Raw genomic sequence first — 13,904 nt, 5'->3', positions numbered from 1 at the left:
TAATGAGCTAGGAGGGAGTAATTTATTTTTAAGAGGCGAATGATCGTGACAACGAGTGGGTAATTCTACTAATTGCACTGCAGTTAAGGTCATCAATCATGATCACTTTGAATAAATGATTTGTGTTTATTGTGGTGACTTTCTTAATCGTGCTGGACAACTCTACTAGTGGGAATAAAGTATGATGGGGAAACTCATCTATATACCAGTACATAAAATTTGTTTTAAGGGTGTGGAGTATTTGTATGTCTTCATAATGGGATTACTTGCAGGAATCATTTCATCGCTCTTATTAATTCTGGTACTCGTTCGACCTCTCATAAAATGGGTTTTTGGACATGTTACAAAACTTATAATGACGGAGAGCTATGAAGAAAATATATGGGAAGTTGTTACGGCATCTAGACGATTTTCCCCAATCACAAATGTTGAAAATAGTTTGCGAGCAGAATCAGGAAAAACCATTGAAAGACCCTTTGGTACGGCACGAAAATTCTTGAATTTTGATGGACTTATTTTTTCTCCCGCGCAACTTGCTACTTTACCAACTTCAGAAACCACTTATATTGATACAAAAATAGTAATAGGACCCTGTGCCAATAAACCATTAAGATTAGACATCCCAATTTTACTTGGCGCTATGGGCTATGGGGTTGGAGTCAGTGAGAAAGTAAGAATTGCATTTGCAAAAGGGACTGCTGCTGTGGGGACGGCAACGAATGCAGGAGAAGGTGGATATTTACCAGAAGACCGTAAAAATGCCAAGTATCTGATTATCCAATATGGGAAAGCAAAATGGTCAAAAGAGCATGAGATTTTAAAACAAGGGGATGCCATTGAAATTCATATTGGGCAAGGGGCTCACGCTTCTGCGGCCTCTGAAATTTTGCCTGAAGCTTTGAAGGGAAGATCCAGAGAAATCATGGGAATAAAGCCAGGGGACAATGCCATAATTCCCTCGCGACACAAAGAAATTAATCACAAAGATGATCTTAAACCGCTAGTGAAATATCTTCGAGAAGTGACAGGTGGTGTCCCGATAGGTGTTAAAATTTGTGTTGGACATAAGCTTGAAGAAGACATGGAAAGCTGTATCCATGCTGAAGTGGACTTTATTTCTATAGATGGTGGTCAAGGTGGCTCGAAAGGGTCTGCACCAATACTAGAAGACGATTTTGGACTTCCAACGATATATGCTTTGTCACGCGCTGTTCAATATTTACAGAAAAGAAAGGTTAAAGATAAAATAAGTCTGCTCGTTGGAGGCGGATTCTTTACACCAGGAGATTGTTTTAAAGCACTTGCTCTTGGTGCGAATGCTGTTTATATGGGATCAGCTCCGCTATGGGCGATGACTCATACTCAATTAATGAAAAGCATGCCCTTTGAGCCACCCACACAATTGACCTTTGATTCCGGTAAGTTGAAAGATAAATTCGATGAAGAAGAAGCAGCTATTTATCTCGAAAAGTTTTTCCTTTCCTTTGTGGATGAGATGAAAACAGCCGTTCAATCTCTTGGTAAAACGTCCATTACGGATGTCAATATCGAGGATTTAGTGGCTTTGGATGAAGTAACAAGCAATATTACTAAAGTGCCTTTAGCCTATCAACACAATGAGAAAATAAATAAAAGAAAACTTTAATCATTAAACATTATGTACTAATGAGCTAGATGGCACTTTTCACTTTTAGACAAATGTACCCTACTATCTTTGGAGAGCACTTACAGAACCGATAGTAGCGCAGCGAAAACTAAACAAATTAGCCCCTACACACTTGTGTTTCGGGGTATTTTTGTGGAATAAATTGGGCGAATGGGAATAAATCAATTTGAACAGGAATAAACTGCGTTCGAACAGGAATAAAACACATGCTAACGGGAATAAATCAAAATGAACAGGAATAAACTCAGTGGCTGAGATAGATGTAAATAGTGATTCTGCATTGAAACCGCCATCAAAACCATCAGGGTATTCAAAGTAGCCTGATCTGGGGTACCGATATTTTCAGTTTCCAGAAGGCTTGAAGTAATATCAAAAAAGAAGCTTCCTACTAGAGGAAAGCTTCTTTTTTATTAGTTGGAAACATAAAAATAGTGACAAATAAATAAAAAATGGGAAGTAAGGACGCGAATGCTACTATACCTATCCAACCGAAGTTCGTCCAAATTGGGCTAAGAAGTGAGCTTCCTGCTGCTACACCCACATAATACGCGACTAAGTATAGGCTTGAAGCACTGCCTTTATGATGCATCGCTTTTTGGCTCACGGTTGTAGCTGTAAGCGAATGGGCAATGAAAAATCCGAGACAATTCAAGCAAAGTCCTATTGCAATAACTGCGAAAGAGCTGAAAATGGTTAGGAATGCCCCTAATGATAAAGTTAAAATGGCAATGAATCGAATACGGTCAAGACCGAAGCGGATTGCTAAATTCCCAGCGATTGGCGAGCCCACTACCCCGAAGCCATAAGCAAAATACAGCATTGACAGTTCTTGAAGGGATAGGTTGAATGGAGGATTCTGCAAATGAAAAGGCATGAAAGTCCAGATTCCTGTAAATGAAAGCTGCAAAATGATGCCGAAACCGAAGATTGACAACAATAAAGGATTTTTTAAGTGTACAAGAAATCCTTTTAGGTCGTCCGATAAGAGCAAATCATCTGAAGTAAATCGTCTTGATGCAGGGAGTAGAAAAAATACCGCTCCAAATAAAACAACTCCGCTGATCCCAAGGATATTAAAAGTAGTTTCCCACGAAGAGTGGTCCGTTATAAATCCTGTCACTACTCGTCCAATTAAACCGCCAAGAGCATTGCTAGCAATATAAAGCCCCATAGCAAATCCAACGTGGCGCCGATCGATTTCTTCGGCCATGTATGCAATTGCCGCAGCAGGTACTCCTGCAAGGGCGAATCCTTGAATCAATCTAAACAATAGCAGCAACTCAAATGAATCAAAGAATGGGATGAGAAAGAATGGAAACGCAGCAAACAGCAAAGAAAATTTGATAGAAAGTGTGCGTCCATAGCGATCTGACAAAAAGCCAAGTAAAACAAGTCCTATAATTAATCCGATAACCGTCAGTGATATAGATAGACTTGCTGTGGCAACCGTTACATCAAATTCATCTACAAAAACGGGCAATAAAGGCTGGACTGTATAGAGTGCCGCAAAGATAAAAAGTGAGGCTAATAGTAATCCAGCTACAATACGCCAGAAACCTCGATCTTTGATTGTGTAAGGAGTAGAGGAGGGCATGATATCACATCATTTCAAAGAATTATTTTCCATTTATCGTATCGCACTTATTTAATTAGTACAAATTATTGGAGGATAATTCCATTAAAATATCTTACAGGACATAAAATACTTTTTAGAATATTCATTAAAAAGGGTTGTTATATAATAATATATAAAATATAATTGCTGTTATATAACAAAAAGAGGGGCGATCATGTGATTAGAAAAAATGGTTTGAAAATCGCAAGAGAATTTTATCAGTTTGTTGAAGAAGAGGCATTGCCAGGTAGCGAAGTTTCTAGTGAGTCATTTTGGTTGGGGTTTAGTAAGCTCATTGAGGAAATGAGCCCAAAGAACCGAGAACTGTTAACGACTAGAAATGAGTTCCAGGAAAAAATTGATCAATGGCATAAGCAAAATAGTTGGTCTGAAAACCGAGAAAATTATGAGTCGTTTTTAAAAGATATTGGTTATTGGGAGGCTAAAGGAGAGTCCTTTAAGATTAATACTATAAATGTAGATGATGAAATTACCATACAGGCAGGACCTCAGCTTGTTGTACCAGTCAATAATGCGCGCTATGCCATTAATGCAGCAAATGCGAGGTGGGGAAGCTTATATGATGCTCTTTATGGAACAGATGCAATTGATGAACAAAATGGCGCGGTAAAAGGAGCTACATATAATCCAGTTAGAGGACAAAAAGTTGTTGACTTTGCACGTAAATTTTTAGATCAAGTTGCTCCTTTAGAGAAAGGGACGCACACTCTTTCGACTGAATATCGAATTGAACAGGATCAACTTGTCATTATTCAAGGTAGCGAGAAAACTGTTTTACAAGAGCCATCTAAATTTATCGGATTTAATGGAGATAAGGCTTCTCCAACAACAATTCTACTTCAAAACAATGGGTTGCATGTAGAGATGCAATTTGATCGATATCATCCAATTGGAAAGACAGATCTAGCTGGTGTAAAAGACTTACTAATTGAATCTGCTTTAACGACAATTATGGATTGCGAGGATTCAGTGACAGCAGTTGATGCAGAAGACAAAGTATGTGTGTATCAAAATTGGCTAGGGCTTATGAATGGAACCTTAACTGCAACATTTAAAAAGGGTCAGCGTGATGTAACCAGAACGTTAGATGGTGATAGAAAGTATCACACGGTAAGTGGGGCAGAAATTATTTTACGTGGGCGTTCACTATTACTTGTGCGCAATGTTGGTCATTTAATGACATCTAATATGATTTTAGATCAACAAGATCAGGAAGTTCCAGAAGGAATTATAGATACCGTGATTACTAGTTTACTTGCCAAACATGAAATATTAAATAAAGGAATTCATAGTAATTCCGAAAAGGGTTCTGTATATATCGTGAAGCCGAAAATGCATGGCTCAGCAGAAGTTGCATTTGCCAATGAGTTGTTTAATCGGGTAGAAGATCTTCTTGGCCTTGACCGTTATACGGTGAAAATTGGTGTAATGGATGAAGAACGAAGAACATCATTAAATCTTGAAAACTGTATACGTGAAGTGAAAGAACGAATTGTTTTCATTAACACAGGATTTTTGGATCGAACGGGAGATGAAATTCATACTTCGATGCAGGCTGGTCCAGTAATTCGTAAAAGTGAGATGAAAAACTCCAGATGGCTTCAGTCCTATGAAAAATCAAATGTAGACACAGGTTTAACTTGTGGGCTTCAAGGACGTGCGCAAATCGGCAAAGGTATGTGGGCGATGCCTGATCTCATGAAGGATATGTTAGAACAGAAAATTGGTCATTTACAAGCGGGAGGAAATACAGCCTGGGTACCATCTCCAACTGCAGCAACTTTGCACGCTCTACACTACCATCAATTGTCTGTTACGAGTATTCAACAAAGCTTAATAAGTGAGATAAAAGATAGAAGTACTGATATTTTAACGCTGCCACTAGCTGCGGGCGAATGGTCAACGAGTGACATCCAACAAGAGCTTGATAACAATGCGCAAGGGCTTCTTGGTTACGTGGTCCGTTGGGTAGAGCATGGTGTTGGCTGTTCAAAGGTTCCTGATATTCATAATATTGGGTTAATGGAAGACAGAGCGACACTGCGTATTTCAAGTCAGCATATGACAAATTGGCTTCATCATGGTGTATGTACAAAAAATCAAATACTAGAAACGTTAAAGAGAATGGCTAAAGTTGTTGATGAACAAAACAGTACAGATCCACTATATCAACCTATGTCAGTTAATTTTGACGAATCTATTGCTTTCCAAGCAGCCTGTGAACTTATCTTTGAAGGGGAAAGCCAGCCAAGCGGATACACTGAACCTATTTTACATCGTAGACGCCAAGAGTTTAAGGCGCGTATATTTGCTACAAAGTAGTGACTGGTAGTTATATAGTGTTAGCGTTTTAAACTGCAGAAAATGATTAGTTATAAAAAAAAAAAAATATATGCAACTGTTATAAAACAGTTGCATATAATTAATTACTGTTATATATTAGATTAACAATAAATAAATGGAGGAATTCAGATGAGACTACAACAAGCCGTAAAGCCAAGTAGAGAAATGATTGAAAAGTGGATTAATCAAAATGTTTTGGCTGGCAAGACGGATGAAGAACTTGAGGGTACCCTTTTTGTATACGGGAACGAAGCACATAGCTTAGTTAAAACATCCTCAGGAGAATGGGCAATAGAGCCACAAGAAGTTAAGCAAGTAGTTATCTTTAGAAAAGAAGAAACTGAACCTGTAAATATGTGTCGTGCATGCGGACAGGATTACACGAGTTTCAAAGAAGCGATTCAGTGTTGTGCCTTTCTAGATTAATTTTTTTGACTTAGCTGTTATATAACAAAACATATAGCATCATTATGTAGTATAACAAATTCATATAAAGGGAGAGAATAAAAAATGACAAATCGCAAATTACAAGCTGAACAATTAACGGAGAGCTGGACTCAAGATCGCTGGAACGGTGTAGAACGACCATACACAGCTGAAGATGTAGTGAAGCTAAGAGGATCAATCGTTGTTGAACAAACACTTGCAACTTTAGGTGCTAATCGACTATGGGATCTAGTAAACACAGAAGACTATGTAAATGCACTTGGCGCTTTAACAGGAAATCAAGCTATGCAACAAGTTAAAGCAGGTTTAAAAGCTATTTACTTAAGTGGATGGCAAGTAGCGGCAGATGCCAATCTTTCAGGTCATATGTATCCAGACCAAAGCTTATATCCGAGCAATAGTGTACCTCAGGTAGTAAAAAGAATTAACCAAACGTTACAACGTGCTGATCAAATTCAGCAAGCAGAAGGTAATGGAGATACGTATTGGTTCGCTCCAATCGTAGCAGATATGGAAGCTGGTTTTGGTGGAACACTTAACGTGTTTGAACTAACTAAATCGATGATTGAAGCAGGAGCTGGCGGTGTACATTTAGAAGATCAGTTATCTTCTGAAAAGAAATGTGGTCACTTAGGTGGTAAGGTATTACTACCTACTCAAACAGCGGTACGCAATTTGATTTCTGCACGATTAGCGGCTGACGTTATGGGCGTGCCAACAATTATTATTGCTCGTACAGATGCAAATGCAGCTAATTTAATCACAAGTGATGTTGATCCGTATGACCACCAATTTATTACAGGAGAACGCACGCCAGAAGGTTTCTATCATACAAATGATGGTATTGATCAAGCAATCTCTCGTGGCCTAGCGTATGCACCATATGCAGATCTTATCTGGTGTGAAACATCTGAGCCAAGTATTGAAGAAGCACAAAAGTTTGCTGATGCAATTCACGCAAAATTCCCTGGCAAGCTTCTAGCATACAATTGCTCACCATCGTTTAACTGGAAAAAGAAATTGGACCAAGAAACGATTGCAACTTTCCAACAACAACTTGGTCAAATGGGTTACAAATTCCAATTCGTAACACTTGCAGGATTCCATGTTCTTAACTACGGAATGTTCGATCTTGCTAAACGCTACAAAGAATCAGGAATGGCTGCTTATTCTGAGTTACAAGAAGCTGAGTTCGCTGCTGAAGAAAGTGGCTACACAGCAACTCGTCACCAACGTGAAGTTGGAACAGGTTACTTTGACGAAGTTTCACTTGTTATTTCAGGTGGAACATCATCTACAACTGCTTTAAAAGGTTCAACTGAAACGGAACAGTTTCAAAAAGCATAAAATCTAGTAATCATTTAATCTGGTAGGAATTTATATTAATTAGCCTTTTCTTGAGAAAGCTTCGAGAAAAGGCTTTTTTTTGAATTTACAGATAAATATTAAGGGATGTCAGATAAACACTGCTGAATAAGAGATAAGTTACTAAGAATTAAAGATATCCACACACGAAACGAAAAAAATACGTTGTCCCTCTATCATTCTGAATCTAAATCGCATAGTATCGTATCTAATAATCTTTTTTAACAAGGGCAATAGCCTGAAGGAGGAAACATATGACGAGGGACATTGATACACAACTGCAGCAATACAAGATACAACGAAAAAATCGAGGTTGTTTATTGATTCGTTGTCCTGATCAGCCGGGCATTATTGCGTCTATTTCACGCTTTTTATTTCAATACAATGCGAATATTATAGAGTCTAGCCAGTATTCAACTAATCATGAAAGTGGTAACTTCTTTATACGCATCGAATTTGATTGTCCATCTCTCCCGGATCAAAAGGAAGAAATTAAAACTAGATTTTTAGGGATTGCTGAGAAATTCTCGATGGAATGGAAAATGACGTTTCCATCAGATGTGAAACGTATGTCTATTTTTGTATCTAAAGAGCTTCACTGTATTCGAGAGCTTCTCTTTGAATGGCAAAGTGGTGACTTGATGACGGATATCGTTTTAGTTATTAGCAACCATGAGGATGCCAGAGAGTTGGTTGAGAGCTTTGACATTCCATTCGTACATATTCCAGCAAGTCGAGAAAACCGCCAAGATGTGGAGACTCATCAAATGAAATTATTGGAAGCATATGCAGTCGAATTGATTGTCCTAGCTCGTTACATGCAAATATTGACTCCTGCATTTGTAGAAGCTAACCCAAATCGTATTATTAACATCCATCATTCGTTCTTACCAGCCTTTGTTGGCGCACGTCCGTATGATCGTGCTTACCAACGAGGTGTTAAGCTAATTGGTGCAACTTCTCATTACGTCACGAACGATTTAGATGAAGGTCCAATCATTGAACAAGATACGATGCGCGTTGATCATAGAGATAATATCGACGGAATGAAAAAAATAGGTCGTTCCATCGAGCGCAGTGTGCTGGCACGATCGGTTAAATGGCATCTTGAGGATCGTATCATCGTAGATGGCAATAAAACCATTGTGTTTTAAATAGATTGCTCAATTGACATACAACAAACTCAGCATTCCCACGAAGTGTGAAAATATGAAAAAAAGCCGATTCTATAAGAATCGGCTTTTTTATTTCTATTTATCTTCTTTTTTCTTACTAGCTTTTTGCAAACGCTCAAATCTTCGTAAATCTGCTTTCCGAATCGGGATTGGTTCTTTCTTCAGCAGTTTACTAATTGAGATGATGAGCAAAAGTAATAACACCGTAAATGGCAAGGCAGAAATTAGAGATGCCGTCTGGAGTGCTTCTAGTCCACCCGCAAATAACAGGACACCTGCAATTGCCGACATCAAGAAGCCCCAAACAAGTTTTGCAAATATTGGTGGTAAGAGGCTCCCATTCGTCGTCATGCTTGCTAAAATATAAGTTGCTGAGTCAGCGGAGGTGACAAGGAACGTGAAAATTAAGATAATCGATAACACTGACAATATCGTGGTTAAAGGCAAATGCATATACGTTTGAAAGAGAGCTGAAGTTAAATCTGCATTAACAGCCTCCGCAATCCCTGTTTGTTTGTTCAAGTCGTTCCACAAAGCTGTACCACCGAACACTGCAATCCAAAGACATGCAATAGCTGGAGGAATAACTATGACACCAACTATGAATTCACGGATTGTGCGTCCTCTCGAAACACGGGCTACGAATGCTCCAACAAATGGAGACCATGCAATCGCCCATGCCCAGTAGAAAATTGTCCAATCCCTGACCCATGTTCCTTGCTGATAAGGTTGTAACCTTAGGCTGTATTGAATGAAATTTGTAAAGTAATCACCAATTGCCAACGTAAATGTTTCAAGAATGAATACTGTAGGTCCTGCAATAAACACAAACGCCATTAGTATCAGGGCGATTCCTAAATTGAGATTACTGAGATAGCGAATTCCCTTATTTAATCCAGTTGAGGATGAAATCATATAAGCAACAAATATCACAAGAATAATGATAAGTTGTACGGAAAACGAAGTACCCGTATTAAAGACAGCATCCAATCCGCCATTAATTTGAAGAATTCCAAGTCCTAATGAAGTTGCGATTCCCATTACAGTTGCTATTACGGCAAATGAATCGATGCCGACTTTCACCGAACTGTTGGTTCCTGTTATAGGTTCTAAAGCTGTGGATACGAGACCGTTCTGTTTCTTTCGATATTGTAAAAAGCCCATAACTAAACCGACAATTGCAAAGACGGACCACTGACTAACACCCCAATGGAAGAAAGAATAGCCCATAGCGATACGAGCTGCTTGTTCCGTCTGAGCTTCTGCACCCGGAAGTGGTGACGCGAAGAAATGACTCATAGGCTCTGCAACTCCCCAGAACACGAGACCTACACCAAAACCAGCGGAGAACAGCATGGCAATCCATGTGAAGAATGGAAACTCTGGTCGTTCATCATCTCCTCCGAGTCGAATTGTTCCGTATTTGCTAATAGCTAAGCCAATCAAAAAAATAATTATAATAAAGACGGCCAACAAATAAAACCAACCGAAATTGACGGTTGTAATAGAAAATAGTGATTTTGCTACACTATCAAATTTGGCAGGAATTGTGGCACCCAAAATAACGAGCACGAAGATCACTGCCGATGAAATTGTAAATACTGGATTTTTCCAAATATCTCTATTCAGCAAAATCGCCTCCTTTATTAGTTTGTACTAGTATAGCAAAAAACCTATAGATTTTTCCAATAGTGGTCTTGCATGATTGCAAGTGTTACTTAACGCTAGTTAACTCTAGTTGTTTGAAAATTGAAATAAAGTACATGAATAAACGAAATACAAAAAAGCCACAAAGTTTATTGTGGCTTTTTTTTCTGGGTTTTCAAAAATACTTACTAAACAATTCCAGGTGATTTTTGCTAACGATGTCTTGTGAGAATAATGGGATATATATTAATTGTTGTTTTGTAAATGTATCTGTAATCAATTGAGTATACTTTCTCTCATGCTTTTTACGTTCTTGGAAAAAAGCACCATCTACTTCTTCTGGTAATACTTTATTGATGATTAAGGTTTTGACGTGTAAATCATATTTATGAAGTAATTCAATAGCTTTTTGTGTCTCTAAAATTGGAAGACGTTCTGGATTCAAAACAAAGATAAATCCTGTCTCTTTTTCACTTAATAAAATGTCTCTTGCCTTGGAAAATCTCTCTTGTCTAGTTTTTAATACTTCATAAATAGGATCTTCAACCGGTTCACCATCATTTAATAGTGCTGAATAATTTTCGTTGGTTTTCTTGCGCTTTTCAAGTAATCCATTAATCCACACACCCATTAACTCAGGCAGTGTGAGAAGGCGAATGGTGTGACCAGTAGGTGCCGTATCAAATACCAATTTATCGAAGTTAGCACGTTCTTCTAAAATAATTGAAATCAATTTATCAAATAAGGCAGCTTCATCGGCACCTGGAGAAGCTTTCGCCGTATCAAGCTGACGATGAACTTCTTCCATCATGCCAGAATGAACAATACCTTTAATATTTTCTTTAACACCTTTAATATATTTATCTGTTTCTATTTCAGGATCGATTTCAAGCGCATGGAGATTTTTAGAAATCTCAACGGTTTTTCCACCGATATTTTGATTGAAAATATCCCCAACATTGTGAGCAGGATCGGTTGAAACTAGAAGGGTTCGATACCCTTGTTGAGCTAATTTCCATGCAATAGCAGCAGCAGAAGTTGATTTACCAACACCACCTTTACCGCCTACAAAAATAATGCTTTTATTTAACACTTCCATGGCAATTCTCCTTTCTGTGAAAATGAGCTTGTCCTAACAACAACGAATACCTGTCATAGGTGATTTTTCCATCCCCATTCTTAAGTGCCAATCATGAAATTTCTCAATCATGTAGGGGTAAAGCTCAAGTGTGTAGTAATAAACAGGGTTTGGAATGCCAATCATTTCTGAGTAAAGTAGCAGAAGAAATAAATCGTCTTCATTTCTCAACTCCCTAGCGATTTCCTGTCGATGTGGCATGCTTAATACTTCCTCGTAAAAAGCGATAAGTTGTTTCACTTTATCCAACATCATTTGTATTCACCTCTTCTTAATTAATAGAGGAAAAGAATCATGAAAAAATGATCCTTTTCCTCATTAAATAAAACGTTTATTAATCGTCTAAATCAATTTTCGTGTTATCAGTACTTCTCAATGATGAGATGGCTGTTAGGATAATCCAAATAGCAAACCCCATAATAATCGCTCCGAAAATAAAGAGAAGAGGACTTGAGTTACTTCCCCAGAACGCCCACTGGAAAACGACTTGCTGAATCATAGCCCATAATGTCATGAATAAAATGAAAATCATTGGTATGAGTGTAACTAAGTAATTTCGACCAAGTCTCTTCAGCCAAATTGTGATAAGGAGTAAACTTATTCCAGCAAGTAATTGATTGGCAGTACCGAATAACGGCCATAGCAGGAATCCACCAGATCCAAATCCATTTGGTCCTTCAGGAATTAGTACAAGAGCAGAACTTGCAACAACAGCAATCGTTGTTGCTACATGTGTTTTAGCTATAACAGGTACTTTGTATTCAACGCCAAGCTCAGCAATAATATAGCGCATAAGTCGAACGGATGTATCAAGAGTTGTAGCTGCAAAACTTACGACAATAACTGAGACAATCGTTGCAGCCACTTCAACAGGAATTCCTAGTCCAGCTGCAAGTTGACTTGCGCCTTTAACAAAGGTACCAAGTCCACCAGCACTAGCCGCACCGAAACTGCTATAAGTTGCTAAGAAGTCTTCTTTTGTTGGGAACAATGTAATAACAGCAATAATGGAAATTAGTGCAAGGACACCTTCACCAACAGCACCTGCATAACCAACAAAACGCGCATCAGTTTCTTTATTTAACTGTTTAGACGAAGTGCCTGATGACACAAGTCCGTGGAAACCAGAAATTGCTCCACAAGCAATTGTAATGAATAGTAGCGGGAACCAAGAAACATCATCTGCGCCAGGGTTTGTCATTGGAGCAGTAATTGGTGGGTTGGTGAATAATAATCCTAGATACAAAATGCCTAATCCAACAATAAGTTGGTGGGAGTTTATAAAGTCACGTGGTTGTAATAGTCTCCAAACAGGTAGTGTAGAAGCAATATACACATACACCATTAAGATGATGATCCAAATAAAGAATGCGGTGGAAACTGCACCTAGCCCGAAGATTCCTGCTGCGTCTGCTCCGCCCATATATTTCACAAGGTCGATTTGTAAGAAACCAACTTTAGCAGAAATGATGGCTACAAAATACATAATAGCAAGAGCAATCAAAGAAGGAACAAGCATTTTTGAATTCTTTTTATAAACGATATGCCCAATCCAAAGTGCTAATGGGATTTGGATAAATACTGGTAATACACTTGATGGGAATGTAATAAATAAATTGGCAATAACCCATGCAAATACAGCGTTCACCATTAGAACAAGAATAAGAATGATGAATAAAAACAATATTTTTGCTCGTTGACCAATAAGTTTATTTGCTAGTGTTCCAATCGATTGGCCTTTATTTCTTACTGAAATAACTAGTGTTCCAAAGTCGTGTACTCCAGCGGCGAATACGGTACCAAGAACCACCCAAATGATTGCCGGAAGCCAACCCCAATAGACGGCTATTGCAGGACCTAGAATTGGTGCGGCACCAGCGACTGAAGTGAAGTGATGACCCCAAAGGACAAATCTATTCGTTGGAACAAAATCTACCCCATCTTTAAAACGATGTGCAGGGGTGACATAGTTCGGATCTAAACGGAATATTTTTTCTGCAAGAAACTTTGAATAAAATCGATAACCGATAACGAATATGAAAAGACTAATTGCTGCTATTGCAATGGCATTCAAAATATATTCCTCCTTTATAAAGTATGGTTGTCTCATGTTATACAAGATATTCTATAAAACGTAGAATAATGTAAGCGTTTAATAACTTACTACAATGGTATAGCAAAAAAATGGTAATGTAAATATTAGAAATATTTACATTAAAAAATAGTAAATAAAGTAAGTTTTACTAATGGATTAAATGTAAAATTTCATGTGAAAACGGGATATCATTTAGCCAATATTCTATTAATAGAAGCGATTCAACTAGCAACAAAAGTGTGATTGAAATTACATCTTCAGATGATTTCTATTTTTGTACAAAAAATATTTTTTATCCACATTCCCATTAATAACTAGTAAACTTCCTATGAGTTTGTGAATTTACAATGACGAACTTTATTGAGATGTCATATAGTATGCATATGTAAGCG

Annotated in this window: 10 protein-coding genes; 5 read left to right on the top strand and 5 right to left on the bottom strand. The window is 37.9% G+C overall.

Annotated features, from left to right (window positions below):
- The first annotated feature begins 181 nt into the window (after window positions 1-181).
- Window positions 182-1,645 carry an FMN-binding glutamate synthase family protein gene (locus E2636_RS15375; protein WP_407670259.1) on the top strand — a complete coding sequence of 488 codons (1,464 nt, stop codon included), beginning with the start codon at window positions 182-184 and terminating at the stop codon, window positions 1,643-1,645.
- Window positions 1,646-2,054: 409 nt separating this feature from the next.
- Here the strand turns inward: E2636_RS15375 and E2636_RS15370 are convergent, their stop codons facing one another.
- Window positions 2,055-3,260, bottom strand: a complete 1,206-nt coding sequence (locus E2636_RS15370; protein ID WP_134210993.1) for an MFS transporter — start codon at window positions 3,258-3,260, stop codon at window positions 2,055-2,057.
- A 198-nt stretch (window positions 3,261-3,458) separates the two neighbouring features.
- Between E2636_RS15370 and E2636_RS15365 the strand changes: the two genes are divergently transcribed.
- From E2636_RS15365 to purU, 4 genes are all read left to right on the top strand, one after another.
- On the top strand, window positions 3,459-5,624 hold the full coding sequence (locus E2636_RS15365; protein WP_134210992.1) for a malate synthase G: 2,166 nt from the start codon (window positions 3,459-3,461) through the stop codon (window positions 5,622-5,624).
- A 150-nt stretch (window positions 5,625-5,774) separates the two neighbouring features.
- Window positions 5,775-6,071 (top strand): hypothetical protein, encoded by a 297-nt coding sequence (locus E2636_RS15360; protein WP_134210991.1) that lies wholly within the window; start codon window positions 5,775-5,777, stop codon window positions 6,069-6,071.
- A gap of 84 nt (window positions 6,072-6,155) precedes the next feature.
- A complete protein-coding gene (aceA, locus tag E2636_RS15355; RefSeq protein ID WP_134210990.1) occupies window positions 6,156-7,439 on the top strand; it encodes an isocitrate lyase in 1,284 nt (427 codons plus the stop codon).
- Window positions 7,440-7,711: 272 nt separating this feature from the next.
- A complete protein-coding gene (gene purU / locus E2636_RS15350) occupies window positions 7,712-8,611 on the top strand; it encodes a formyltetrahydrofolate deformylase (RefSeq protein ID WP_134210989.1) in 900 nt (299 codons plus the stop codon).
- Between the two features lie 96 nt (window positions 8,612-8,707).
- Here purU and E2636_RS15345 read toward each other — a convergent pair whose 3' ends face one another.
- The 4 genes from E2636_RS15345 to E2636_RS15330 form a co-directional block, all read right to left on the bottom strand.
- Window positions 8,708-10,261: a BCCT family transporter gene (locus tag E2636_RS15345; protein WP_134211829.1), complete on the bottom strand. Its 1,554-nt coding sequence runs from the start codon at window positions 10,259-10,261 to the stop codon at window positions 8,708-8,710.
- 193 nt (window positions 10,262-10,454) lie between these two features.
- Window positions 10,455-11,378 carry an ArsA family ATPase gene (locus E2636_RS15340; protein WP_134210988.1) on the bottom strand — a complete coding sequence of 308 codons (924 nt, stop codon included), beginning with the start codon at window positions 11,376-11,378 and terminating at the stop codon, window positions 10,455-10,457.
- Window positions 11,379-11,411: 33 nt separating this feature from the next.
- Complete coding sequence (locus E2636_RS15335) at window positions 11,412-11,672, bottom strand: cory-CC-star protein (protein ID WP_017381091.1); 261 nt, start codon at window positions 11,670-11,672, stop codon at window positions 11,412-11,414.
- A 79-nt stretch (window positions 11,673-11,751) separates the two neighbouring features.
- Window positions 11,752-13,491 carry a carbon starvation CstA family protein gene (locus E2636_RS15330; protein WP_134210987.1) on the bottom strand — a complete coding sequence of 580 codons (1,740 nt, stop codon included), beginning with the start codon at window positions 13,489-13,491 and terminating at the stop codon, window positions 11,752-11,754.
- Between the last annotated feature and the right edge of the window lie 413 nt (window positions 13,492-13,904).

It is taken from the genome of Paenisporosarcina antarctica (assembly GCF_004367585.1).
In the GTDB taxonomy this organism is placed as follows: domain Bacteria; phylum Bacillota; class Bacilli; order Bacillales_A; family Planococcaceae; genus Paenisporosarcina; species Paenisporosarcina antarctica.
This window is presented reverse-complemented; position numbering and strand designations above follow the sequence as displayed.

What these genes read in the sequence shown, in the direction of transcription:
- E2636_RS15360 (WP_134210991.1), top strand. Translation starts at nt 5,775, where the DNA reads ATGAGACTACAACAAGCCGTAAAGCCAAGTAGAGAAATGATTGAAAAG.
- E2636_RS15375 (WP_407670259.1), top strand. Translation starts at nt 182, where the DNA reads ATGATGGGGAAACTCATCTATATACCAGTACATAAAATTTGTTTTAAG.
- E2636_RS15340 (WP_134210988.1), bottom strand. Translation starts at nt 11,378, where the DNA reads ATGGAAGTGTTAAATAAAAGCATTATTTTTGTAGGCGGTAAAGGTGGT.
- E2636_RS15370 (WP_134210993.1), bottom strand. Translation starts at nt 3,260, where the DNA reads ATGCCCTCCTCTACTCCTTACACAATCAAAGATCGAGGTTTCTGGCGT.
- aceA (WP_134210990.1), top strand. Translation starts at nt 6,156, where the DNA reads ATGACAAATCGCAAATTACAAGCTGAACAATTAACGGAGAGCTGGACT.
- E2636_RS15335 (WP_017381091.1), bottom strand. Translation starts at nt 11,672, where the DNA reads ATGATGTTGGATAAAGTGAAACAACTTATCGCTTTTTACGAGGAAGTA.
- purU (WP_134210989.1), top strand. Translation starts at nt 7,712, where the DNA reads ATGACGAGGGACATTGATACACAACTGCAGCAATACAAGATACAACGA.